The 24974-nt window shown below is 65.0% G+C and carries 24 protein-coding genes; 4 read left to right on the forward strand and 20 right to left on the reverse strand.

The features are described from left to right. Position 1: 1 nt before the first annotated feature. Positions 2 to 1153 carry a glycosyltransferase family 4 protein gene (locus tag ACL58G_RS07610; RefSeq protein ID WP_413345295.1) on the forward strand — a complete coding sequence of 384 codons (1152 nt, stop codon included), beginning with the start codon at positions 2 to 4 and terminating at the stop codon, positions 1151 to 1153. A gap of 78 nt (positions 1154 to 1231) precedes the next feature. Here ACL58G_RS07610 and ACL58G_RS07615 read toward each other — a convergent pair whose 3' ends face one another. After that, on the reverse strand, positions 1232 to 2260 hold the full coding sequence (locus ACL58G_RS07615; RefSeq protein WP_413381821.1) for a response regulator: 1029 nt from the start codon (positions 2258 to 2260) through the stop codon (positions 1232 to 1234). Next, a complete protein-coding gene (locus ACL58G_RS07620) occupies positions 2257 to 5613 on the reverse strand; it encodes an MHYT domain-containing protein (protein WP_413381824.1) in 3357 nt (1118 codons plus the stop codon). Before ACL58G_RS07620 ends, ACL58G_RS07615 begins: the two co-directional genes overlap by 4 nt. A 222-nt stretch (positions 5614 to 5835) precedes the next feature. Between ACL58G_RS07620 and ACL58G_RS07625 the strand changes: the two genes are divergently transcribed. Then, complete coding sequence (locus ACL58G_RS07625) at positions 5836 to 6576, forward strand: substrate-binding periplasmic protein (protein ID WP_413381827.1); 741 nt, start codon at positions 5836 to 5838, stop codon at positions 6574 to 6576. A 64-nt stretch (positions 6577 to 6640) separates the two neighbouring features. Here the strand turns inward: ACL58G_RS07625 and ACL58G_RS07630 are convergent, their stop codons facing one another. Next, entirely contained in the window at positions 6641 to 7750 is a 1110-nt protein-coding gene (locus ACL58G_RS07630) for a helix-turn-helix transcriptional regulator (RefSeq protein WP_440966064.1), read from the reverse strand. A 95-nt stretch (positions 7751 to 7845) separates the two neighbouring features. Here ACL58G_RS07630 and ACL58G_RS07635 point away from each other — a divergent pair, with 95 nt between their 5' ends. After that, complete coding sequence (locus tag ACL58G_RS07635) at positions 7846 to 8895, forward strand: hypothetical protein (protein WP_440966066.1); 1050 nt, start codon at positions 7846 to 7848, stop codon at positions 8893 to 8895. Beyond that, positions 8870 to 10264, forward strand: a complete 1395-nt coding sequence (locus tag ACL58G_RS07640) for a hypothetical protein (protein ID WP_440966067.1) — start codon at positions 8870 to 8872, stop codon at positions 10262 to 10264. Before ACL58G_RS07635 ends, ACL58G_RS07640 begins: the two co-directional genes overlap by 26 nt. 389 nt (positions 10265 to 10653) lie before the next feature. Here ACL58G_RS07640 and ACL58G_RS07645 read toward each other — a convergent pair whose 3' ends face one another. The 17 genes from ACL58G_RS07645 to ACL58G_RS07725 form a co-directional block, all read right to left on the reverse strand. Further along, a complete protein-coding gene (locus tag ACL58G_RS07645; RefSeq protein ID WP_440966069.1) occupies positions 10654 to 11571 on the reverse strand; it encodes an XAC2610-related protein in 918 nt (305 codons plus the stop codon). A gap of 56 nt (positions 11572 to 11627) precedes the next feature. Then, on the reverse strand, positions 11628 to 12239 hold the full coding sequence (locus ACL58G_RS07650; protein ID WP_440966071.1) for a GAD-like domain-containing protein: 612 nt from the start codon (positions 12237 to 12239) through the stop codon (positions 11628 to 11630). An 83-nt stretch (positions 12240 to 12322) separates the two neighbouring features. Then, positions 12323 to 12928, reverse strand: a complete 606-nt coding sequence (locus tag ACL58G_RS07655) for a GAD-like domain-containing protein (RefSeq protein WP_440966073.1) — start codon at positions 12926 to 12928, stop codon at positions 12323 to 12325. 84 nt (positions 12929 to 13012) lie between these two features. Beyond that, positions 13013 to 13618, reverse strand: a complete 606-nt coding sequence (locus tag ACL58G_RS07660) for a GAD-like domain-containing protein (RefSeq protein ID WP_440966075.1) — start codon at positions 13616 to 13618, stop codon at positions 13013 to 13015. An 84-nt stretch (positions 13619 to 13702) separates the two neighbouring features. After that, positions 13703 to 14308 (reverse strand): GAD-like domain-containing protein, encoded by a 606-nt coding sequence (locus ACL58G_RS07665; RefSeq protein WP_413381848.1) that lies wholly within the window; start codon positions 14306 to 14308, stop codon positions 13703 to 13705. Positions 14309 to 14322: 14 nt separating this feature from the next. After that, positions 14323 to 15747, reverse strand: coding sequence for a DUF6861 domain-containing protein (locus ACL58G_RS07670; RefSeq protein WP_440966077.1), 1425 nt, complete (start codon positions 15745 to 15747; stop codon positions 14323 to 14325). A gap of 437 nt (positions 15748 to 16184) precedes the next feature. Beyond that, positions 16185 to 16733 (reverse strand): DUF2726 domain-containing protein, encoded by a 549-nt coding sequence (locus ACL58G_RS07675; RefSeq protein ID WP_440966079.1) that lies wholly within the window; start codon positions 16731 to 16733, stop codon positions 16185 to 16187. Positions 16734 to 16743: 10 nt separating this feature from the next. Continuing rightward, positions 16744 to 18507, reverse strand: coding sequence for a methyltransferase domain-containing protein (locus ACL58G_RS07680; RefSeq protein ID WP_440966080.1), 1764 nt, complete (start codon positions 18505 to 18507; stop codon positions 16744 to 16746). A 579-nt stretch (positions 18508 to 19086) separates the two neighbouring features. Beyond that, positions 19087 to 19299 carry a helix-turn-helix transcriptional regulator gene (locus tag ACL58G_RS07685; protein ID WP_440966082.1) on the reverse strand — a complete coding sequence of 71 codons (213 nt, stop codon included), beginning with the start codon at positions 19297 to 19299 and terminating at the stop codon, positions 19087 to 19089. Positions 19300 to 19310: 11 nt separating this feature from the next. Next, positions 19311 to 19484, reverse strand: coding sequence for a hypothetical protein (locus ACL58G_RS07690; RefSeq protein ID WP_440966084.1), 174 nt, complete (start codon positions 19482 to 19484; stop codon positions 19311 to 19313). Continuing rightward, positions 19477 to 19788, reverse strand: a complete 312-nt coding sequence (locus ACL58G_RS07695; RefSeq protein WP_440966086.1) for a hypothetical protein — start codon at positions 19786 to 19788, stop codon at positions 19477 to 19479. Before ACL58G_RS07695 ends, ACL58G_RS07690 begins: the two co-directional genes overlap by 8 nt. A 9-nt stretch (positions 19789 to 19797) precedes the next feature. Beyond that, positions 19798 to 20724 (reverse strand): phage Gp37/Gp68 family protein, encoded by a 927-nt coding sequence (locus tag ACL58G_RS07700; protein ID WP_440966088.1) that lies wholly within the window; start codon positions 20722 to 20724, stop codon positions 19798 to 19800. 5 nt (positions 20725 to 20729) lie between these two features. Beyond that, positions 20730 to 21500: a hypothetical protein gene (locus ACL58G_RS07705; RefSeq protein ID WP_440966090.1), complete on the reverse strand. Its 771-nt coding sequence runs from the start codon at positions 21498 to 21500 to the stop codon at positions 20730 to 20732. Next, positions 21497 to 22372 carry a hypothetical protein gene (locus ACL58G_RS07710; protein WP_440966092.1) on the reverse strand — a complete coding sequence of 292 codons (876 nt, stop codon included), beginning with the start codon at positions 22370 to 22372 and terminating at the stop codon, positions 21497 to 21499. The genes ACL58G_RS07705 and ACL58G_RS07710 overlap by 4 nt, the downstream gene beginning before the upstream one ends. A gap of 2 nt (positions 22373 to 22374) precedes the next feature. After that, entirely contained in the window at positions 22375 to 22911 is a 537-nt protein-coding gene (locus ACL58G_RS07715; protein ID WP_440966094.1) for a hypothetical protein, read from the reverse strand. Between the two features lie 18 nt (positions 22912 to 22929). Beyond that, entirely contained in the window at positions 22930 to 23163 is a 234-nt protein-coding gene (locus ACL58G_RS07720) for a hypothetical protein (RefSeq protein WP_440966096.1), read from the reverse strand. Continuing rightward, positions 23163 to 24974, reverse strand: coding sequence for a YqaJ viral recombinase family protein (locus ACL58G_RS07725; protein WP_440966097.1), 1812 nt, complete (start codon positions 24972 to 24974; stop codon positions 23163 to 23165). The genes ACL58G_RS07720 and ACL58G_RS07725 overlap by 1 nt, the downstream gene beginning before the upstream one ends.

A 24974-nucleotide genomic window follows, 5' to 3' on the forward strand; every position in this document is an offset into this window, starting at 1 on the left:
CATGCGTGTCCTGCACTTCTACAAGACCTATTTCCCCGATTCGGTCGGCGGCGTCGAACAGGTCATCCGTCAGATGTGCGTGGGAACAGGGCGTCTGGGCATCACGAACCAGGTGTTGTCGCTGTCGCGCGACCGGCGCCTGGAACCGTTCGACTACGAAGGCCATACGGTGCACCGCGTGCCGCTGAACTTCGAGGTGGCGTCGAACGCGGTCTCGGTGCAGGCGATCGGCAAGCTGGCGCGCATGGCGGCGGAAGCCGACGTCGTGCACTACCACTTCCCGTGGCCGTTCATGGACCTGGCGCACTTCATCGCCCGCATCGACAAGCCGACCGTCGTCACGTACCACTCCGACATCGTGCGCCAGAAAGCGCTGCTGAAGCTGTACCAGCCCCTGAAGCACCGGTTCCTGGAAAGCGTCGACACGATCGTCGCGACGTCGCCCAACTACCTGGCGTCGTCGGCCGTGCTCGACCGCTACCGCGACAAGACGCGCGTGATCACGTTCGGCCTCGACAAATCCAGCTATCCGGAACCGGACCAGGCCCGCCTGGACCACTGGCGCGCGCGGGTCGGCCCGAAATTCTTCCTGTTCGTGGGCGTGCTGCGCTACTACAAGGGCCTGCACATCCTGCTCGACGCCGTGGCCGGCACGGATTACCCCGTCGTGATCGTCGGCGCGGGTCCGATCGAGGCGGAACTGAAGGCGCACGCCGAGCGCCTGGGCCTGAAGCGCGTGCAGTTCGTCGGCGCCGTGGACGACCTCGACAAGGCGGCGCTGCTCAAGCTCTGCTACGCCGTCGCCTTCCCGTCGCACCTGCGCTCGGAAGCCTTCGGCATCTCGCTGCTGGAAGGCGCGATGTACGGCAAGCCGATGATCTCCAGCGAGATCGGCACGGGCACCACGTACATCAACGTGCACGGCGAGACCGGCCTGGTCGTGCCGCCGTCCGACCACGAGGCGCTGCGCGCCGCGATGACGCGGCTGTGGCACGATCCGCAGATGGCGCAGGAGATGGGCCAGCGCGCGGAGGCGCGCTACTGGCAGCTGTTCACGTCGGCGCAGATGGCCGACAACTATGCGCGCCTGTACCAGGAACTGGTGGCGCGCCGGGCGGATGTGCGACTGGCTGCCGCGCCGCGTCTGGGCTAAGGTCACGCGTGGGCACGGGGGGCCCACCCTACGGTTCCCGTAGCTCGTAGGGTGGACTCCCCGAGCCCACCATGCATATCACGCCGCCACCGCGATCGGTGCCGGCGCCGGCACCGCGTCCTGCTCCGCCCACCGCTCGCGGATCGCGCGGATCGCCGGCATCTGCGCGAGAAACAGGTCGACCAGCTCCGCATCGAAGTGCTTGCCCTTCTGCTTGACGAGGAAGTCGAGCGCCTCTTGTTCCGTCCACGCCTTCTTGTACGGCCGGATCGACGTCAGCGCGTCGAACACGTCGGCGATGGCGCAGATGCGGCCTTCGAGCGGAATGTCCTTGCCGGCCAGGCCGTTCGGATAACCGCTGCCGTCCCATTTCTCGTGGTGCGTGAGCGCGATATTGCGCGCCAGCGCCAGCACGCCGTGGTCGTGGTGGCCGATGATCTCGGCGCCGATGCGCGCGTGGCTTTGCATGATCTTCCATTCGTCCGGATCGAGCGGTCCGGGTTTCTGCAGCACGCGGTCGGGAATGCCGATCTTGCCCACGTCGTGCATCGGCGCGGCGTGCAGCAGGTCGTCCGCTTCCGCTTCCGTCATGCCGGCCGCGAGGCCCAGGATGCGCGCGAAGTGGCTCATGCGGATGACGTGCAGGCCCGTCTCGTTGTCCTTGTATTCGGCGGCCAGGCCGAGGCGCTGAACGATCTCCAGGCGCGACGCGCGCAATTCTTCCATGCGCACGAGCGACAGGTGGGTGCGCACGCGGGCGCGCACGATCGGCGGGCTGACGGGCTTCGTGATGTAGTCCACGGCGCCGGCCTCGAAGCCTTCCACCTCGTCGCTCGTGTCGTTGAGCGCGGTGACGAAGATGACGGGGACGGCGGCCAGCGCCGGATCGGCCTTGAGGGCGGCGCACACTTCGTAGCCGCTCATGCCGGGCATCATCACGTCGAGCAGGACCAGGTCGGGCGTTTCTTCGCGCGCCAGTTCGAGCGCGCGTGGGCCGTCCTTGGCGAAACGCAGGCGGTAGTGGTCTTGCAGGATCTGGCGCAGCAGCTGCAGGTTGCTGGCCTCGTCGTCGACCGCGAGGATCAGCGGTTGGTTGACGGTGGTCATTCGATGGTCTCCTGTGCCGGCTCGTCGATGGCGGCCAGCACGGTGTCAAGTTGTTGCAGGGCGAGGTCGAAGTCGAAATCGGAAATGGCGGCGTGGACTTGCGCGACGCGGGAGGCGAGCGGATGGCCGCTCGTGGCGGCGGCGAGGCCCGCCAGCGCGGCGTCGTCCAGGCCGCCGCGCTTGAGCGCGTCGCGCAGCACGTTGGCGGCGCGGCGTGCGCGGTCCAGGTCGGCCACGGGGCGGGCCGCCTGCGGCTTGGCGGCGGCCGGCTGGGGCAGGGCGGCGCGGATCGCGTCCAGCGCGGCGTCGAGCAGGCCGCAGAGGTCGTCCAGCGACGCTTCCAGCGTGGGCTCGGCGGCGGGATACAGCTTGCCGCTGTCGCCGTCGACGAGGCCTTCCAGCTTGGCCAGCGCATCGGCCAGCAGTTCCAGGCCGAGGTTGGCGGCGACGCCGCGCACCTTGTGCGCGTGCATGCGCAGCGCGCGGTAGTCGGCCGCCGTGGCGTGGGCCGCGAGCGTGGCGCCGAGGCCGTCGTGCTGGGCGGCGAAGTGGGCGAGGGCTTCCAGCCACGCGTCTTCCTTGTCGCTCCAGCGGCGCAGGCCGGCGTGGCGGTTGAGGGTCTGGCGTTCCTGCGCCGGCAGGTCGTCCGCTTGGTGGCCGGGGCCGAGGCCCAGCACACGCGCGATTTCGTGCGACAGCGCGAACCAGTCGACCGGCTTGGTCGCGAAGCCGTCCATGCCCGCCTCGACGCTGGCGCGGCGGTGCTCGGCCAGCACGCTGGCGGTCATGGCGATGACCGGCACGCGCGTCCGGCCGCCGGCGGCTTCCTGTTCGCGGATCATGCGCGTGGCGGTGAGACCGTCCAGCGTCGGCATCTGGAAATCCATCAGGATGACGTCGAAGCGCTCGCGGGCCGCGATCTCGACGACGGCGGCACCGTCGCCCACGGCCGTCATCGTGTGGCCGCGGCGCGCCAGCAGCAGTTGCAGCAGTTCCTGGTTCTGCGGCACGTCGTCCGCCACCAGCACGCGCAGCGGCGGCAGGGCGGCGGCCGTGCGCACGCGCGGCTGCTGCGGGGCGAAGCGCGCCAGTACGAGCGGCAGCACGACGTGGAACGTCGTGCCGCGGCCTGGTTCGCTCTCGGCCCAGATGCGGCCGCCCATCAGCTCGACGAGCTGCTTGCAGATCGTGGTGCCGAGGCCCGTGCCGCCGAAGCGGCGCGTCATCGACGCGTCGGCCTGGGTGAACGGTTCGAAGATGGCGGCCAGGCGCTCCGGCGCGATGCCGATGCCGGTGTCGCTGATCGTGAAATGCAGGTGTTCGTCCTTCAGGTCGGCGCGCAGGGTGACGCTGCCCTGTTCCGTGAACTTGATCGCGTTGTCGAGCAGGTTGGTGAGCACCTGGCGCACGCGCAGCTCGTCGCCGCGCAGGCAGGTCGGCAGCGCCGGATCGTAATGGATGTCGACGTGCAGGCCCTTGGCGCGCGCGTTGGCGGCCAGCGTCGACGACAGCTCGTCGATCAGCGACAGCAGGTTGTAGTCGTTCTGTTCCAGCTCCACCGCGCCTTTTTCCAGCTTGGCGGTGTCGAGGATCTCGTTGAGGAGGCGCAGCAGGGCGCGGCCCGAGCTGCGGATCGTGTCCAGGTGGCGGCGCTGGTCGGCGTTCAGTTCGCCGTCCAGCAGCACGTCGGTGAAGCCGAGGATGGCATTCATCGGCGTGCGGATCTCGTGACTCATGTTGGCGACGAAGCTCGCGCGCGCCGCGGCCGCCTGTTCGGCGTTTTCCTTCGCCACGCGCAGCGCGTCTTCTATCTCGCGCCGCTCCGTGATGTCGAGGATGACGCCGTCCAGCCAGCACAGCTCGCCCGCCTCGTTGCGCACGCCGGTGCCGTTTTCCCACATCCAGCGGGTGCTGCCGTCCGCATGCAATAAACGGTACTCGACGAGGTACGGCCGGTCCTCGCGCAGCGCGGTGGCGATCGTTTCCGACACGCGCACGCGGTCGGCCGCGTGGATCAGCGGCGCGAACGTGCGGCGCGGCGCCGCGCCCAGGAAGTCGCGGCCCGGATAGCCGGTGATGCGCTCGACGGCGTCGCTGATGAACAGCATCGGCGCCTCGCCTTCGATCAGGCTGCTGCGATACGAGATGCCGGGAATGTTGCCGATCAGCGAACGGAACTGCTGCTCGCTGGCGCGCAGCGCCTGCTCCATCTTGCGCCGGTCGCTGATGTCGGTGATGAAGCAGACGAACAGGTCCTGCCCGTCCAGGCGCGCATGGCCGAGGGCGCGCCGGATCGGCACGATGCTGCCGTCCTTGCAGCGGCCCGTGACGTCGGCGCCGCGCGCGCCGGGGCTGATCTGGCCCGTGCGCAGCGAGTGCAGCAGGCCGACTTCCTCGGACGCGGTTTCGTTGCCGATCACGAGGCGGATGTTGTGGCCGACGATCTCGTCGCGGCGCCAGCCGAAGATGCGTTCGGCCGAGGCATTGAATTCGCGGATGGTGCCCTGGCGGTCGACCGTGATCACGCCGTCGACGGTGGTGGTGAGCAGTGCCCGCATCCACGCCTCGCTGCGCGACAGTTCGCGGAACAGCTGGCGGTAGCGCAGCAGGCCGTTGGCGGCCAGCACGAAGACGGTGAACGCGACGGTGATCAGCGTGATCGCCAGTGCGAGGAAGGTGCTGGTCGTGTGGGTCGCCGGCGTTACCGTGTGGCCGACGAAGCGCGCCGCGGCCATGCCCGTGTAATGCATGCCGGCGATGGCACAGCCCATCACGATGGCGGCCAGGAGCAGGCGGCGTTGTTCGCTCAGCCGGTGCGACAGGCTGGACAGGCCGAAGCGCACCCACAGGGCCAGCGTCGCCAGCACGACGGCGACGACGATCGACAGGCCGAACATGAGCGGGTCGTAGCGCAATTCCAGGCCCATCTGCATGCCGGTCATGCCCGCGTAGTGCATGACGCCGATGCCCGCGCCGACGATCACGCCGCCGGCCAGCAGGCCCCAGCCGCCCAGGCGCTCGCGCGCGATCAGGGCCAGCGCCACGAACGAGGCGCCGATGCTCGGCAGGCTGGAGAGGATGGTGGCGGACGGGTCGTAGTCGACCTCCGTGCACAGGTCGAACGCGAGCATGCCGATGAAGTGCATGGCCCACACGCCGGCGCCGAGCGCGAGGCTGCCGGTGGCGAGGATGATCCAGCGCTGGGCGCGATTGGCGGCGGCCTGGCCGGCGATCTGCAGGCCCATCCAGGATGCGAAGATGGCGACGAGGATGGACAACGCGACGAGCTTCGGCGTGTACAGCCCGTAGCTGAGCAGCGACGGATCGGAAGGAAGCGTGAACACGGACAGCATGGCGTGTGATTTTTGGTGAGAATGGCCCAAGTATGGCACTTTCACCACTGAAAGTCTTGCCTGTAAGAATTAAATGCCGAACGAGCCGGAAAAATGTCGCAAATACGCTACCGGTAAGCAGTCAATATTGCCGGCTTGTTACGCGTTGCCGCGTTCTCGATGTTGCTGCTATGCTAGTTAAACGGGTTGTCCGCCGGGGACGCCCGCACTGGGTGCGAACGTATGAAAACGACAGTTCTTGCCGCATTGCTGGCGGTAGCCTGCGCGTGGGCGTGGGCGGAGCCGGCGCCGCGGCTGTACCTGACCACCGAGACCTCGGCACCGTACAGCATGCGCGAAGGCGACCGCGTGACGGGGATCGGTACCGACATGGTGCGCGAAATCATGGCCCGCTCCGGCATCGCCTATTCGATCGACCTGCTGCCCTGGAAGCGCGCCTACACGGCCGCGCTGGAACGCAAGGACGCCTGCGTCTATTCGACCACGCGCACGCCCGAGCGCGAACCGCATTTCAAATGGATCGGACCGATCGGCGAGGCCGAATGGGTCCTGATGGGCCGCGCCGGCCGCCGCTTCGACGTCCGCACCCTGGACGACGCGCGCGCCTACCGCGTGGGCACCTACAACGGCGACGCGCGCGACCAGTTCCTGCGCGCGCGCGGCTTCAACGTCGACCCCGCGCCGAACGACCTGATCAATCCCCGCAAGCTCATGATGGACCGCATCGACCTGTGGGCCGCCAGCATCCGCCGCGGCAGCCTCACGCTCGACCGCCTGGGCTACACGGGCAAGGTGGTCCCCGTCCTCGTGTTCAACCGCATCCGCGTCTACCTGGCCTGCAACCGCGCCGTGCCGGATGCGCTCGTCGCGCGCATGAACGGCTCCCTGGAAGCCATGGAACACGACGGGACCTCGCGCGCGATCGTGCACAAGTACGACGACTGGGGCGTGAAGTCGCGCTGACCGTCCGTGCGGCCGGGATCGGGCGGGCGATCGACATGCCGGTCAAGGCTGCCTGGCCGTTCCGTCAGTCGCCCTGTTGCAAGGCGAGCGCCTCGGCCAGGAAGGCGCATATCTCCTGTTTGAGATCGTCCGGCGCCAGCACCTTGGCTTCGCGGGCCATGCTTTGCAACATGCGGCGCAGCGTCGACGTATTGGCCACGGTGGCCATCAATTCCCGTTGTCCGGCCGTGTTGAGGAAGATGGTTTGGTCGTCGGACAACGGCATCTCTTCCAGTGTGCGCGCGAAGACGTCCGCGTTCTCGCCGCCAGCGAAGCGCAGGTGCAGGGTGATACGGCCCTTCGACCACATCTCCAGCGTGCCGCGCGCGAGCGCCTCGTCCAGCGTGGGCACCCTGATGTTGCGCGCGACCGGATCGTCCAGGGCCACTTCCCGCATGCGGTGAAGGTGGAAACTCTTGACCGTCATCGCCGCTGGATCCTTGGTGACCTCGGCCTCGTCGACCGCCAGCAGGCGCAGCGTACGGTCATGGATCACGAGGCCGACGGGATACACGCGATGCGTCCTGTTCACCTCGGACCTGGCCGCGCGGTAGACCAGACGCAGCATCAGGTTCTTCATCAAGGCGTCGTTGACGGTCTGCAGATGCGCCGGAGCTACCTTGCCAGGTCCCATCGGCCGGCCGTCCGGCAGGCGGCGGATCTTGTCCTGGTAGGCGATGGCCTGCCGATGCGCGTCGGTCTGGTGCAGATGCCGCTGTTTCCGTTCGATCGTCGCGACCTGCTCGTCCAGCGCCCGGCGCGCGTCGCGCGGCAGGAACGGCCCCAGTTCCTGGCGGGCGAAGCTGGCCACCAACGCGTCGACGGCCGTCACGGATTTGAACAGAGGGATCTTGCTGTGCGCGGTGGTGAACCATTCGTTGACCCTTCCGTCGTCCGCGCTGGGACGGGACTCCACCTCGAGGCCGAACTGTCGCCGCCACGGACCCTGCGGATCGGCGAGGTCCCGCAGGTCACGTTCGAACGTGCGCCGATCCACCGCGAAGGCGTCGCCCAGCCTGGTGATGAGCTGGTCGACTGTCGCCCCCTGTCCGGTACCGTGCTCGGGCAGAAGGGGCAACAGGTCGATGATCGCCAGCCTGCGGGCCAGCTGTCGTTCGGTGGAATCTCTGGGCATGGTTTCCGGCGTATTTTGTCGCTAATCCGTCGCACTATAGCGGTACCGGTGCCGGGCAACAAGCCGCGGGAATCGGATATCGAAAGGAGAACGCATTGAAGCAGACGACGATCACGCAGGCGACGAGCGCGCCACGCCTGCTGCGCGAACTGACGGAGCTGGGCAATCTCGTGTTCGGCATGTTTGCCGGTCCGCACGTAATCGTCCGGCACTGGCCAGTGTATTACCGCGTGTACGTCGAAGTCGACGGGCTGTGCCGTGAAGTCAACCGGCTGGCCGGGCACCTCGCGCGCGGGTTTATCCACGCCGACGACACGGTCGACGCGGGCAGGATCGCGGATGCGAATGCGTGCTTCGCCCGCGTCGACGGACATGTGCGCACGACGGTGGCGCTACTCGCGGACGTCGTGCGCGACCGGCTCGTGATTCCCGGCAATCCAGCGCTGGTACAAATCGCGGACCGCCATTTCGCGCCGGAGAGCCAGTGGTACCGCGGCGTGCAGGCGCACTACCGGTCGGGATGCGTCGCGCCGGACGGACGCACGCTGGCGCGCTCCGTTCTGCCGATCGATCCAGATCCGGCCCGGTGGGGCGGGGACGAGGCCTCCATCGAACAGCAGCAGTTCGAGCTGGCGCCGGCGTACGTGCGCACGCTGAATGACCGCACCATCCGGCAGGTGCAGACGGCTCTGAACCAGGTGTACGCCGCACTCGGCGGGTGTTTCGTCCAGCGGTGTCCGTCGGTGGGCGCCTTGCTGCATCCGCGTTCGACGCCCGGGCCCGCATCCATGGGTTTCTTCTACAGCGCCAGGACCCTGCACGAGGAGCACGAACCGGTCAGGGAGCTGCCGGGTGGCCTGGCCGTGTACGTCAGCCGCGACCATACGTTCGCGACAATCGGCACGCGCGGGATCCGGCCGGCGGACGGGACGCCGGGGCTGATCATCCACGTAACCGTCGACATCGCGGAAGAAGATCCGGCGAAGCGGTCGGCGCGCTTCATTCCCGCGCAATCGCATCACAACGGCGGATACACCGCGGCCAGTGCGGATGAACTCAGGACTTTACTCTTCCGCGCATTGATCGACGCCGGCCTCGTGCCCCCGGGCGCCAGGTTCGATGACGAGCGCTGGCGTTATTTTTGACCGATACGCGCGCTCGACCCGCATTGCTATAATTTGGATCGTAGTTTCTTTAAAGAAAGCTTTTCGCATGAACAGAAACGCATTTATCGCGTCGTCGGACGTCGCCGCATTCACGGACTGGCTGGCTGAACACTACCGTAGCCTGTCGATCCGGCTCGACATCAAATCGTCGCGCTTCGTCCCCGGCGGCATCCGTACGGACGTATCCGGGCTGGACTTGCTGCGGCATTACCGCTGGCGTACGAAGGGCAGCGAAACAGGCAACTGGCAGGAAACGCGGGATTACCTGCACGAGCTGGGCGATGCGTTGAAGCGGGCCATCGCCGGCCGCAACGAGGACGAGGTGCTGGACGCCTGCCGCCGGGTTCTCGCTTGGGGTGGCAACCGTAACGATGCAAAAGGCGCCATGCCGTTCTTGAAAGCGTTGCATGCGGAGGGAAAGCTGGCGGAATACCTGGGCACGTCGAGCCGCGCATTCGCGCTCGATGTCGCCGTCGTTGACGCCAGTCGGCCGCAGGCTGTGAAGATGAATTCGATGCTGACCAAGGTCCACGCGCTCGCATCGCACGATGGATTGCCGATTTACGATTCGCGGGTCGCGGCGGCGATCGCTGCGCTCGTCGAGTTGTGGCGCCGCTCGCAGGGCAAGGCAGGCGTACCGCTGCCATCCGAACTGGCCTTTCCGGCGATACCGTCCGACCGCTCCGTGCACAGCCTGTTCGCGGATGCGCAGAGCCCCGGCGTGCTGTCGTACGCGCCCGCCGCTGCCGCCGCGACGGCCGCCGACTGGTGCGGCGCAAAGATCCGGCTTGGCTGGCTGATGGCCGCGCTGTTGGAGAAGGCGCCCGGGCTGTTCGCGGGAGAGGCGGCAAAAGACCGCATGCATGCGTTCGAGGCGAGCCTGTTCATGATCGGCTACGACGTCAGCTGCCTGAAGGAGAACGCGCCGGGTGCTGGCATCGACGAGCGGCAACGCAAGCACATCCAGCGGGCGGGCGCAGCACGGCTCAGGCGCGATCATGCGGGTTTGCCGCGCACGCTGATCAGCACGCTGAACGGCAAGACACCGAACATCAGCTACGCGGGCAACGTCCACATCGGGTTTTCGGGTGACTGGAGCGAGACGCCGTTCACCATCGACAGCGACTTCCTGCAGGATTTGCTGAACGATTTTCCAGCGGGCGCGGAAGCTGGTCTCGGTGCCAACATGACCGGCGATGTCGAGCCCGACACGCTTGGCTACTGGATCAATCAACACTACCCGGCCAAGTCCCGCAGGCTGGCGTCCGTGCTGGCGCCGATTCTGGTTGCCGAAGGCTGCGTGGAATCCATCACCGGCGTATACCCGATCCGCCTGCGTTTTCTCTGAACGCAGTGAATCCGGCGGGCGCCGCGCAATCAGGAGCGGGCTGCTGATTCAAACTTCGGCGCACAAAAAAACGCGTTCCCGGAGGGAAAAATGCGGGTTCTTGGACTTTGCGGGTTACTACGGATGAGTAGGTTCTGGCCGGAATCGATGAGTTCGATGGAAGGCGCGTGGCTGCTGGGTTTTCGTGGCGGGCTCAGCTGTGGCATGGATACACCTGTGGGTACACAACCGTTTAGGGTATGGATGCGGTTTTCTAACGCGGAATCCCGCTGACCAATTTGACCGTTGTCGCGAATCTTGGTTCACTGTCGTTTCTAGGCAAACGCGTGCAGCGGCGGGACGGGCTGCGTTACGACGCCGACTGAAGCACATCACTACCTCGCGCGTCGTCAGTCTTCCTTGGCCTTGCATTGCGACACCGGATATTTTTTCTTGCTGGTCTTCGCTGTCTCGGGTTCGCCGGACACTGTGGTTTCCTCGATCAGGCAGTATTTGCTGCCCGTGTATTTGTAGACATTCATACCTTTAGACTTTGACCCGCCGTCCCACTCCTCGATGATTTCATCGGTGCTGTACCGCGTGTGCGTGACGTTAATGTCGCGCAGCGACGCCGGCGCGTCCACGTAGCGGTGTTGTATCGGGTCGTACAGCCAGTAGAGCTGCTCGCCATTCTCGACAGGTATCGCGAGATCGGGATAACCGTCGAAATTCAGGTCGCGGTTCTCGTACCGGAGATTCGAGAGCGATGTGAAGATGTTGGCGTCGGCCGGGAGCGATTGCGTCAGCTTTTGGTCGCGATAGATGTCGATTCCCTTTAACTTCATGTCCTCGTTCGTACGCGCGACACGGGCGAAGATCTTGAGATTGCCTGGCACCCCGACGGCGGTCGCCGTGAATTCCAGGCTCTTGCCTTCCGGCGAACGCCACATCCCCGAAAAGACGTTGCCGGCGATTTTGCCGTCGAACTGGCCCGTCATTTTATCCTTGAATTTTTCGACCAGCGTCACGCTGCCAATGGCTGTCGCGGTGCCGTTCAAATCAATCCAGCGCGGTGCTTCGTTGGCGCCTTGTTTCACGTAGGCGTAGGCGCCCTCGACAGTCGCCCCCTGCTGTGACAGAACCATCAGGATGCGCTTGTTGGACAGAGTCCCTTCGTAGCGTGTCGGCGGTTTGCGGACAGCGTTCAGCGCGACGCTTTCTATCTTCGACGGTTCGTTTGCCGCGAAGGCGGACGGCATGTTTAAGAAGGCGCCGGCCACGGCCAAGCACGAGAAGCGTTTCTTCATGTTGTCGACTTCGTCTTTCATTTAAAAGCGGGGACTGGACCAAAGGCCGATCACACGGCCGGATGGCGCCCGCCCGATCAGATTCCGGTTTCGGTCACGTAAAGGGGCTCGATCTGCGCTAGGATAACGAGGTGCTCGACCGCCTTGACCTTTTTCAGGTTGGCTAGCGTGGGCGCGCCTCCGAGCGCCAATGCGGGAACGAAGCCGTACATTTCGTCGTGTGCCAGACGGCCCAACTGCTTGAGCGCCGGCGCGAATAGTCCTTCGACGTCGTTAGTGTCGCGCCACAGCGAACCAAAGAAGACGCGCATTTGGAAATCCCGATCGACGTCGTTGTCAGCCGCCGATGAGAAACCGCATGACGCAGGCGCAAAGATACGCAGCGTGTCACCGGTTTGCTCGCCCCAGAGGTAAAGCATGCCGAACGCACTTCGGGCGATGACGTGATACACGTCCTGTTCCATGAACGGCGTATCGCCGATCCACGCACCGAGCGCAGGTTCGTATTCCTGAGGATCGGCGGTCCAGAACAACCCATCCGCATAGCCGCACCAGCCGTACTCGTCCCAGTACGCTAACAACTGGTCCGGCAGTTTGCCTCGATAGCGCGCGATCGTCGATGGCGGAACGTAGCGCTTATCGATTGCCGGTCCAAACTCTGCCAAGAAGCAGGCGAAATCTTCATCCATATCAAGGGTCCTTTGGCAGGAAGCGGCTGCGCCATCACGGCCTGGACTGAGGCCGGTCACGCGGCTAGACGGCGCCCGCCCGATCACATTACGGTTGCGTCACGCGGCGCAAGCTGTGCAAGGAGGACGAGGTGCTCGACCGTCTTGACCTTGCGCAGGTTGGAGAGCGTTAGAGCGCCGCCCAGCGCGAGCGCCGGAACGAAGCCGTACATTTCGTCGTGCGCGGGGCGCCCTAATTGCTGCAGGGCCGGCGCGAACAGGCCCTCGACGTCAATGCCCTTGCGCGACATTCCCCCAAAGAACAAACGCATTTCGAAATCGCGGTCGATGTCGTTGTCGGGAGACGATGCGAAACAGGTCGAGGCTGGCGCGAATATGCTGAGTGTGTCCCCGGTCTCTTCGCCCCAGAGGTAAAGCTTACCGAAAGCGCTGCGTGCGATGACGTGGTAGGCGTCCTGTTCCATGAATGGCGTATCGCCGATCCACGCTTCGAGCGCAGGTTCGTATTCCTGAGGATTGACGGTCCAGAACAACCCATCCGCATAGCCGCACCAGCCGTACTCGTCCCAGTACGCTAACAACTGGTCCGGCAGTTTGCCGCGATAGCGCGCGATCGTCGATGGCGGTACGTAGCGCTTATCGATCGCCGGTCCAAAATCTGCCAAGAAGCAGGCGAAATCTTCGTCCATGTCAAGCGTCCTTTGACGGGAAGCGGCTGCGCCAGCGCGAGCCTACACTGAGGCCGGTCACGCGGCCGGACGGCGCCCACCCGGTCAGATTTCAGTTACGTGAAGCGGTGCAAGTTGTGCAAGGATAACGAGGTGCTCGACCGCTTTGACCTTGCGCAGGTTGGAAAGCGTTAGAGCGCCACCGAGCGCGAGCGCCGGAACGAAGCCGTACATTTCGTCGTACGCGAGGCGCCCCAACTGTTGCAACGCCTGCGCGAACAGGCCCTCGACATCATTGGCCCCGCGCGACATCCCCCCAAAGAACAAACGCATTTGGAAATCACGGTCGATGTCGTCGTCGGAAGGCGAGGTGAAACAGGTCGAGGCCGGCGCCATCACGTTGAGTGTGTCTCCGGTCTCTTCGCCCCAGAGGTATAGGGTGCCGAAAGCGCTGCGTGCTATGACGTGGTAGGCGTCCTGCTCCATGAACGGGGTCTCGCCGATCCATGCCTCCAGCGCCGGCTCGTACTCCTGGGGATTCACGGTCCAGAATAACCCATCCGCATAGCCGCACCAGCCGTACTCTTCCCAGTACGCCAGCAACTGGTCAGGGAGCTTGCCGCGGTAACGATCAATCGTCGCGGGCGGCACGTAACGCTTATCGATCGCCGGTCCAAACTCTGCCAAGAAGCAGGCGAAATCTTCGTCCATGTCGAGTTTCCTCTGGTGGGAAGCGGCTGCGCCATTGCGGGCCAGGACTGATACCAGTCACGTGGCCGGACGGCGCTCGCCCGATCAGATTTCAGTTACGTGAAGCGGCGCTAGCTGTGCGAGGATGACGAGGTGCTCGACCGCCTTGACCTTGCGCAGGTTGGTGAGCGTTGGAGCGCCACCGAGCGCGAGCGCCGGAACGAAACCGTACATTTCGTCGTGCGCGAGGCGCCCCAGCTGCCGCAAGGCTGGCGCAAACAAGCCTTCGACGTCGTTCGTGCGGCGCCACAATCCTCCAAAGAACAGGCGCATGGCGAAGTCACGATCGATGCTGTCATCCGGCATAGACGAAAAGCCGCGCGACGCCGGCGCGAAGATGCGCAGCGTGTCGCCGGTTTGTTCGCCCCACAGATAAAGCGTGCCGAACGCACTGCGGGCGATGACGTGATACGCGTCCTGTTCCATGAACGGCGTATCGCCGATCCACGCTTCGAGCGCAGGCTCGTATTCCTGAGGATTGACGGTCCAGAACAACCCATCCGCATAGCCACACCAGCCGTACTCGTCCCAGTACGCTAACAACTGGTCCGGCAGTTTGCCGCGATAGCGTGCGATCGTCGATGGCGGCACGTAGCGCTTATCGATTGCCGGTTCAAACTCTGCCAAAAAGCTGGCGAAATCTTCGTCCATGTCCAAGCGTTCCCTTATTTGCAGCGTTCAAGTTTTGCGTTCATCTTCATCGTCGCGCGTAGCGATGCCGGCACGCGCTCGGCGGCCTTGTCCAATTCCGCCAGCCGGGTCGTCTTGTTACCAGGCTCTCCAGTCAGCGCCTTCCATTGTGCTCCGATACGCGAATTGATCGAGCGGTCGCCGAATCCGGCGATCACATCCCTCCCGCCAGCGACCATGTCCGGATTATGCAGTGCGGCGAGCGTTTTCATTTGGTCCGCCGCCATTTCCACTGCCTTGGCTCGCGCTGCGTCGGACGACAATCCCTGTACGCGCAACTGCCTGAGGAACTTGGCTTCCAAGCCGCCCTCATGGGTTGTACGTGCCGTGCGCGCGACATTCGGATCGCGCACGGCCGTACCCGATTCAAACGCGTCGCGACCATCGAGGTAATCGGCCACCGTCATGGCGTTGAGTCCGGTCTCCTGCCCGGCCAACTGGCGGTCGAATTCAGGAAAGCGTGTCGACGGCAAGCCGTTGGTCTTGAAACACGGAACCCTCGCCGTCGGCATCAGGAGCGGGCGGGAGCCCTCGCTCTCGCGTCGTCCGTCACGCGGCCGCGATGGCGGCGGCTTTTGCGCCGTCCCGTGAGGACCGCCAGCGCCTCCATGGGTCGCCTGCAGCGCCGGTTGGCGGCGCAGCCGTTCTTCGTTCTGCTCGACCCAGGCCGCGACGCGCGGACCTAGCCGGGGGCTGCGCTCGATTTCGTTCAGCAGGACCGCCCGGTCAGCCTTCCCTCGCGACATATACGGCGTCATGACGGACAGGATCGCCATCATCACGATCACGTGGCCGTTGGCGAGGTCGAACGCTGCCGCGGCCGTATCGCCGCGCGCGCCCAGTCCCAGGCGCAAGCGGTCGTCCTGTCGCTCGGGGCCCCATGCATCCGCGATTCCCTTCTGGTAGTGCCGCAGCGCGGCCGGTATCGCCTCTGCGATGCCTTCCACCAGCGACTTCAGGCCCAGCACACTCAAAATGAGGCCGCCGACGTAGCTGCCCGCAGCGGCGCCGGCGGCAGCGCCCGGTACCGCGCCGATGCCGCCGAAGAAGGCGCCGCCGACACCGCCGATGAATCCACCGATAACGGTCGAGCCACCATAGATCAGTGCCAGGTCCTGGCACGCCGACACGAGGATGGACGCGATCATCGACAAGTCGATACCAGCGAGGCGCTCGACGATTATGCGCTGCGCCAGCGGCCCCGAATCGTGCAGCGCCTTGCGCACACGATTGACGCGGCCGAGCTGGTCATAGCCCCACGCGCCGCCCAGGTGCGCCGAGGTGCCGGCAGGCCGCCCCATGCTGTCGTACTGTTCGCCGTGACCAGGATAGCCACCGCTCCACGTCAACTGGTCTTCTTTTCGCTTCAGATCGTTCCAGACACGTGACACTTCCTGCATCGTCAGTCCCCTTGCACACACCGTCCGATATTGCCTACTGCACGTTGCCCGTAGTCGCAGCTGTCGTCGACAGAACTACGACAGCGCTGACTCGGTCGAGTTACCGCCCGGCATGATATCCGAATGCCCCGGCTACCCGCGCTCGATAGGCAAGGACCTTAGGCTCGCCAGCATGGTTGCTTAGAGCCCTTATTCGTGTCATCCATTTATTTGCAGCGATACCCGGTCGGGAATGGAGGGGTCTTGCATCAGGAAGAGCATCTTTACAAGCGATGCTTAGGAAGCGATGCGTACAAATTTCGTCGCGACGAAATCCGGATGTTCGCCATGACCGCGCTGCAGCTTCAAGTCGCTGTTGTTCGAAGTGATGGAGCAACAGGCATCGCGGCGGCCCGGACCACAAATTTCGTCATGACGAAATCCGGTGCGCGGGCGAACTATTGCTGTGTGAGCGGCGTAGCACTGGCCGGGACGGCATCCTGGCCGGCGTGTTCGGTCGTACCCTTGCCGGCCTCGGTCACCGCGGGGCCGACAATCATGTTCCGGATGACGTCGACCTTTGGCTTGTTACGAGCCTGGAAGCGGACAGTCCGTATGCCCGCCTGTTCGAGGCGCGCGTCCCGCAGTTCATCCTTTGCGCGCGAGTGCGTCTTGTCGTCCAGTTCGACGACGGCGACGACCTCGCAGCGTCGGGTGCAGACGACGTAATCGACGCGCTGCTGGGCGATCCGCAATCGGTCGCTATGGGCTGTTCGCTTGTCGCTACTCGCCGTGTCGAGCAGGGCTGACATCGCGACTTGCGGAAAAATGTAGTGGTCGGGAAGCGCCACGACGAGCCGGCCGAAGAACTCTTCCTCGTTATCGGTCATGAACTTGCGGCGGCGGTACGCACCCGTGCGGCCTTTTCCCTTCGCCGTCTTCGACTGCACTGCGAAGAGTCCCGCTAGCAGAACGGCAAGGACGACGATGACGAAGATGATTTTCATGTGTGCGAACTCATTCGATAGTCGGTTGATGCATTGACGGAAGGCTTGCTGCCGCAGCCCGGTTGCGACCGGCAGTATTGGCAGGCTCCCAAGGGCGCAGTCCCTGATCCTTGCTCAACCTGATGCGATGGACTTTCATCGCGTCGATGACGTCCGCCGGTTCCGGAGTGGTCACGAGAATCGGCAGGGTCTGTGACGCTTCAAGGAAGAACTGGCGCCGCAGGCCGTCGCCCTGACTCAGGAAGGCGTCGTTCCACCAGCTGCTGATGGTGTCGCTGGCGCGTTCCAGCGCGGCCTGGGAGACGAGCCGGTTCGACTTCTGGATGTTGACCTGGCGTGACGCCGGCATCAGGTTCCACGCGTCCCCGCAAGGCCAAGCGGCGAACGGGAAGCAGTGGTCGACGTCGTATTCGTCGCGCAGGCGCGCACCGGACCAGACGCAATACACAGGCTTGCCGGCTGTGCGCATGCGATCGACCGCCGCGCGGGCGAAGCTGGTGTCGCGCGCCGGATCGACCCATGCGAGCAGCGAGTGAGCGAGGGTGCGAACGTCCGGGCGCCCGTCGTTGCAATAGGACTCGATCACCCTGACCCACTCCGACACGAGCACGGGCTCGATCCACACGTTGTAATGCGTGAGCGCATGCCAGATCTCGAGTGGGATGCGGAAGTCGCCGAGACTCCACAGGAAGGCTTCGTCGATCTGCAGCGACGAGGGCGTCGGCACCATGCGGCGCCGCGTGACGTCGAAGATCGGCTTGTCGCTCGCGGGCCAGCGCAGGTAGTTCGCGGGCATGTTGCGGATCACCTGCGAAATCTCGGAAAGACTCTGGTGCAGGTGCTTCGCCGTTTGGTCGCCGAACACGGAGCCGATCCGCAGTTCGACCGCGGTCACGGACCGCAGCGAGGTGAAGCTGTTGGTGACGAAACCGGGGCCGGTCCCGAGCCGCGTGAGCGGCATCTGGGGCAAGGCGTGTTCGATCAGGGGCTTGTACATGCGCAGCCAGAACAGCGATACAACACCCAGCGGCACGATCACGGACTCCGCTTCGTAGCGCGCCAGTCCCGCTGCGGTATCCGCGATGCGGGCAAGGACGCGCAGCAGCGCGATCTTGTACGTCGACGACTTTTCGTCCACGAGGATCAGGTGCCGCAGCAGGGACAGGGCACCCAGGCCGTCGTCGGGGAGCCCCAGCACGACGTTCGTCCACGACACTTCGCTTCGTCCCAGCTTGTCCTGGCTGTCGCTGGCGTGGACGATGCGTAGCCCGAATTGCTGGGCAAGGCCGGCCAGTTCCAGTAGCGAGACCTCGTGCATCGCGCGTTCGGTGTCGGGCGCACCGAGCCGGAGGCTGATCGCGATGCGTCCTTTCGGCGCCAGCAGCGTCGCCAGCTTGCGCAACGCACGCTGGCGATCGGATGGAGGAATGTGCATCCAGACGGCGGACAGCAGGATGAGGTCGAAGCTCAGCCCGAGGCGTCGCACCTTCGCGAGGTCAGGCAGGCTGTCGGAAAGCCATTGGATCCGGCTCGACGTGTGTTTCGCGCGCGCGTGGGCGAGCATGGCTTCGGATGGCTCGACGGCCACGACGTCGTATCCCTTTGCCGCGAGCCACGCCGCGTCCCGGCCGGAACCTGCGCCGATATCGAGGACCGTGCTGCCCGGCGCCGGCAGTATGCCGATCAGGTCCGCGTGGACGTCCTCAAATGACAGCGACTCATATTGAGTAACCAGCCGAGTTGCGTGCTGTTCGTAATAGGGGATAGCTGACATCGACTGTTGCCGTTGCTGTTGAGCTAATTGCTATTGTAATGCGGAGCTGTTCAATATCTATATTTTTGTTTCAAATGGGCAACCTTTGGCAAGGTTGGCAGGACAAATTCCGTCATGACGAAATCCCGCCTCTTTGCGCGACGCCGGTCGAGGTTTTGTATGGGGTGGTGAGATAAACCTCCAGGCCGACCAAATTCTTGAGCTGGCACGATCCAAGGGCGTGCCGAGTACACGCGCTGTGGGCTGCGCCGGCGTATCGCTCGCACTACTCGCGTCGCTGACCGATGAAGGCCGGCTGCTCGAGCTGGTTCGCGGCTTATGTGCTTTGCCCGACAGCGCAACATCCGCCTACGACAAAAACGATGGCTGGTGATGGACGAGCTCAAACTTCGGCGCACAAAAAAACCGCGTTCCCAGAGGGAGAAACGCGGTTTCTTGTACTTTGCGGGACTACTACGGATGAGTAGGTGGTGCCTCCGGCCGGAATAGAAAAAGCGGCTGGAGGCCTCATGGATGCTGGGTTTTTGCGGATGAGGTTGGCGACGTACCAACAGAAATACCAACAAATCGCGGCGTTGGTCAGGCGTGCTTCGCGATCCATTCGCGCACGTCCTCGACGCGCCAAGCCGTGATGCCTTCGGACAGCTTGACTGGCGCCGGGAACTGGTGCGATTTCACTTTCCGCCACAGGGTTGCGTGCGAGAAGGGGATCGGGCCGCGCGCTTTCGCACTCCCGATCAGGTCGCGCTCGCGCATGAAGCCGGTTTCCGGCAGGGTTGTGGTGGTTTGCATCTGGTCTTCTCCTAACGTTCTCGTGGGTGCTGCCGGCGCTCGCCGTACAACTGCTGCTCGCGCGTCGGCGGTGCCTCCTGGGGCACCGTGCCGCGCCGCTCGAACCGCGGCCGGCGTCGGTCGTGCTGCGGGCTGGTGAAGTACGACGACACGCCGCGGCGGCGGTCGGCTCCTCGTTCAATCATGGTGCCCGCCTTCGCTGTCGACCTGGTCGTTGGTAGGGACATCGTGCACGACGCTTTGCGTCATCCATTCGCCCAAGGCATTCGCAAGCGCGGCGCCATCGCCCTGGCCAACGATCGGCCGCGCGTCCGGCACCTGCTTGCGCAGCAGCAGCGCCACCTGCGCCGGCGTCCCGATCGCGATCACGCGGTCGCCGCCCGGGATGTGCACGATGTTCGATTCCGTCTTCGTGCACTGCTGCAGGCCGACGGCCGCCGCGATCAGGTTCACGCGCATGGTGTCGCAGGGGTCGATTTTCTGGTTCATGGTGTCCTCTCAAAAAGTGCCAGATTTGGCACTCGGGTATCCGTCGTGCTGGACGCCGTCGAGCTGGCGTCCAGCGGCTTTCTTGCCGACCCGCGCGACCTGCTGTCCGCACTCGAAGCCGTGCCATTGCAGCTTTTCCGGTAACGGCGCGGCGCCCTCGAGGATCAGCGTCTTACCCAGCACGCTGCGGCCGTCGATGGCCGGCAACCACTCTCCCCACTGCTTGAATAGGAAGGGCACGCCGGCGGCCGCGCACTGGTCGCGCAGGTCACGAGCCCAGTCCGGATGCATAGGGCGCGCGGCCGGGCCGCTCTCGCCGCCGACGATGACCCAGTCCAGCATATTCAGCATCGGGCGGTGCCAGCGTAGTGCGCGCTCCCCCGGCAGGTTGCCACGCAGGTCGACCGGCCCCAGCAGCGGTTCCATGGACAGGAACTTCACGGCGGCGTGCAGCGCGACCAGCTTCGGGATGTCGCGGTCCGCCTCGATCTGGTTGACGATGCTCGCCCCCAGCCACACGTTCGTGTGCTTCATCAGCCAACCGTTTGGCAGCATGTCGGTCACGTTGCCGATGCGCTTCGTCAGCAGCAGCCAGTCCAGGTCCGGCGTCTGGTCGATCAGCTCAAGCAGATCCGCGCGCCACGCCGGGTCGACCTGATTGTCGAAGACGTCGGCCAGGCTGGCGCAGAACACACGCTGACGGCGGCCGTGCTGGGCGAAGAATCCCTCATGCCGGCGGTTCCAGGCCAGCGGCTTCGACCAGTTCGCCGGCTTCGTGCGCACGCGCTCGCCGTGCGGGCCCCACTGGACCACCTTCAGGCGGCTGGCCATGTCGCGCTCGGCGTAGCAGTGGTCGCAGCCCGGGCTTACCTTCGTGCAGCCGATCCACGGATTGAAGGTGTGATCGGTCCATTCGATTTTGCTGTTTTCGCTCATGATTTTCAGGCCGTCATTTCTCGGTAAAGCTGTTCCACGAGATCAGCCGCTTTCGTGCTGATCCTCCCTTTTTTGTTCGGCTGGATCGACGGCGCATCCTCGCCGAGCCGCGCGGCCAGCTCCACCAGCCGCTGCTCGATCTGATGTTGCGTGTATCCCTCGTCGCGCAGCTTCGACAGCAGCTTCATGGTCGGCTTGGCGCACTCGCATTTCAGTTTCTCGAACAGGCGCTCGACCAGGTACGCGCTGCGCACCGTCACGAAGTCGCGTTTGAGCTGCAGCGCCGGAACCTTGCTTTTGCTGCCGAGCTGCGCAGCGAGATAGGTCCGGGTGTATCCGTCGTCGATCAGCTGGTCGAGCATCTTCCAGGTGGCCTTGCCGGGGACCAGCGCCCCGTCGCCAGCTGCGGCGGCGGTGACTTTCAGGATGGCGCGTTCCGTCGAGGCGCGGATGTTCGTCTTGCGGCCGGAGATGATGTCGGCCAGCACGGTGTCGGCGACGTCGCATGCAGCCCCGACAGAACGCCGTCCGACTCCCTGCGCCGACAGTGCCTTCAGGTGCGCACGCGCCTTCGCGGCCGGCACGATGCCGTTTCCTTCGCCGGCGGCGCGCGCAATCTTCCGGGCCGCCTCGTACGCGGTATTGGCGCTCCGGCAGTGGAAGCAACGGCAGCCCGCCCTGTAGCGCAGCCGGTCGCCGTGATCCCGGCCCGCGGCGAGTTCTGCGATCGGCCTGAGGCCACGGATGCTCAGCGGATTCTGGGATAACTGGCTCACGATTCGTTCCTCGCATGGCTGCGCGCCGTCTGGACGTCGGCCACCAGCTGCCTGTCGGCGACGGACGCATACAGTGCACTGTAGGACCAAGTCGTATCACGGAAGACACGACCGTCCTCGAAGTCGCGCGTACAACCCAGAACGTCGTTGGCGATGTCCTTGTCCTCGTTGTCGCGGATCGTGAATCGGCTCAGCGCGTATTCCACGGCGCCGCATCCATCGTTCCAGTCGCCGCGCACGTCCTCCATCGCCACAGCCAGGTCGAGCCGCTGATCGCGGCCGCGCAGGGCTTCCAGCACATCGTGCCATTCGGACTCGATCGGCAGACCGTAGCGCTGAATGATCGTCACCAGTTCGAGGTCGGCGCGGTGCTTGGCAAGCTTCTGCGCCGCCTCACGCTCGGCCGCAGCACGTGCGCGCTCCGCCTCCACCTGGGCCGACGCCTCATACTCGCGATAGCGCGCCAGCAGCGTGTTATAGGTGTTCGTCGCAGCCGTGAAGCCGTCGTCCGTCCTGCACTCGCGTACTAGGTCAGTCAGGTAGCCCGCCGGAGTGGTGATGTTCTTCGGGTAGCGCGACCGCGACTTAGTCTCGCGCTGTGACCAGCTGCGCGGCATGCCGATCGCATCCATTACGGCCTCGACGTGGGCGCGAACCGCAGCATTGTTCGCGATCGCCGGCAGGTTACGTTCATGGGTAGCCACGTCAACAGCACGCGCCGATTCCAGTTCCCGCATTGCTCGCGTGGCGATCTGGTCAATGGATGGCGTGCGGTAGGCGCTGATGCTCGACGCGTAGCTCTGGGGCGACGCCATGCATTTGCTGACGGCGCCGCACTGTTCCAGCGGCATGATTTTCAGTACGGCGCTCATGATCAGGCCGCCTTCCGCATGTTGTCCGGGAACAGATCGTCGGCCGTCTTCGCCTCTGGCGCCGTCAGCGTCAGGTCGATGTCGCGCGCCATGAACTCGCAGATCGCGCCGACGTCCTCGGTGTCCGGATGGGCGATGATGCGGAAGGTCAGCACGACCGAGCCGCCGTTCTGGGCCTCGATCTTGAAGTGGTCGATTTTGCAGTCGTGCAGGACGATGTTGCTGTCGCCGCCCAGGCCGTAATCGATGGTGGCCGTGTACCCGGCACCTTCCCAGTCCCATTTGATGGCGCCCATCTTCGGGTAGCGCAGCACGGTCAGGCCGTCGCCCCCGGTCATCTGGTCGACCTGGTCGACCAGGTCGGGGTTCTCGTCCTTCTTGAAGAGGTGCTGACGCAACTCCGAATGGAAGTGGATCAGCACGCTGCTCGGGCACGTGGCCTCGATCTTGAGGTCGAAGGCGGGCTTCGGGTCTTCGCCGTGCAGCTCCGCGCGCGGGTTGACGTTGGCGAGTTTGACGATCTGTTTCAGTTCGAACATGGGTTACATCTCCTGGTCCTATTGGTGGTTGGTGGGGTGCTGCTTTTGATAGTTGAGGTACGCGCGCCGGATCCGTTCATCCCAGCGCGCCTGTGCGGCTGCGTCGCGGTCCAGCTCGGCGCGCGAGCCGACTTCGCAGACTTCCTTCACGCGGCGCGCGGCCGCGGTCTCGCTGTCGACGCCGAGGAAGCGCTGGAAGTCCTGCTGCTTGCAGTGCAGGACCGTCCACAGGCACGGGCGCTGGCCGGCCATTACGCGGCCTTCGCCTGCTGGGCCACCGTTGTGACGTGGCGGATCAGCGCGGCGCACATCGCCGGGAAGTCTGCTTCGTGGTACAGCTTGGCGGACTTGTCGGTCGCGGCCGGCGCGAAACCCAGGCGCGCGAGGCCGTCGGCGGTCAGCGCGATGGGCGCCAAGCGCTCATTGATCTGGCCCAGGCGCAGCGCGGGCGCCGTGGTCGGTGCTGCTGCCGGGCGCGCGGTCTCGATCGGCGTCACAATCGCTGCGGCAGCTGGATGCGTCGCGGCGAAACGGGCTGCGCCTTCTTGCTCGAGCAGCACCTGCGCGGACGGCGACAGGTCCGCGCCTTCTGGGCTGGCTTTTGCTGCGGCCAGTTCGGCAGCAGCTGCCTTGTTCGCCGCAGCGATGCTGGCGGCCTGCTCATCCAGCTGCCGCTTCATCTCGGCGGCGACGCGCGCACGCTCAGCGTCCTCTGCAGCCTTCTCGGCCTTGACGCGTTCCTCTTCGGCGATCTTGGCGCGCAGGGCTTCGGCCTTCGCCGCCTCGGCCTGCTCGTGTTCGGCGATCCGCAGCTTGACCAGCGCGGCCAGGTCATCGGGGTCCTTGAGCACGATCGATGGCGTATCCGCGAACAGGAAGGAATGCGCGACGGCCAGCTCGCGCAGCGTGCCGAGGTTGATCTGGATGCGGTCGGCGACTGCATTCGCCTCGATCTTGAAGCGCGCGAGCTCGGTGTCGACGGCGTCGCGCAGGCTGGTGACGGTCTTCTTGCCCTTCATGACGCCGGCGAAGTCCACGGCGACGGGCGGCATGTACGGCTTGCCGAGGCGCGCGTTCAGCGCAGCGATGTGGGCCGCGGCCTTGTCCTTGCCGGCCTGCTGGATCTCGACGCGGATCGTCTCCTTGCGCGCCTTGACGACCTTTTCCAGCATCAGGCGCGTCTTCCTGGCCAGCTCGTGGTAGCTGTCCACCGTGCGCACCATCTCGTCGACGCTGGAGACCTGGCCCAGCGCGGATGCCTTTGCGGCGCCCAGCGCGGTCTCGGCGCGCTCCATCACCTTGATGGCCTGCTCGGCGTCGGCGAAAGCCTGATCGTCGCTCGGGTTCGTATCGATGTCGTCGATGAACGACTGCAGCCGCTGGCCGAACAGCACGAGATTGTGGTTCAGGGTGAGCTGGCCGTCGACGCGGATCGACAGCGCCGGCAGGTCCTGCACGGCGGCGGCAACCGGCGGCGGAAGCACCTCGACGTGCTGGTATTCGGCCAGGTCGGCTTCGAACTGCTTCCAGCCGTCGCGGATGCGCGCCTGCCACGCCGGATCCGGCAGCACCCACAGGTACACGAAGTTATCGCGCGTGCCGTCGGAACACACGAAGATCACCTTCTTCGCGGGCGTCACCATCATGATCTGCTGCGGCTGCGGCATATACTCGTCCGGCAGCTGGCCGGCCTCGATCGCAGCGGCCAGTGCCTGGTTCCACTGCTTGTGCTCGAATGCGATGTCTTCACCCATCGTCAGGCCGTCGCACGATGCCGAGAGGCGGCCGTCGGAGCACGTGACCGGATAGAGGTCTTCTCCGATCAGCTCTTCGACGAGCGGGCGCGCCAGCGCTTCGACGTGGTGGCCGTAGTCGAGGATGTTCTTTTGCACCCAGTCGCTGAACTCCTGCGCGGTGCCGGTAGCCTTCATGTGCAGCAGCTCATTGCGCTTCACGAGCGTGGAAATTCCCAGCATCGCGGCCGCCTCGCTGGCGCCGAACTTCTCCAGTCGGTACTGCTGCCACTCGGCGCTGCCTTGGGTGAGGTCGTGGATGGTTGTCAT

Source organism: Massilia sp. GER05 (genome assembly GCF_052056005.1).
GTDB classification, from domain to species: Bacteria; Pseudomonadota; Gammaproteobacteria; order Burkholderiales; family Burkholderiaceae_D; genus Telluria; species Telluria orientalis.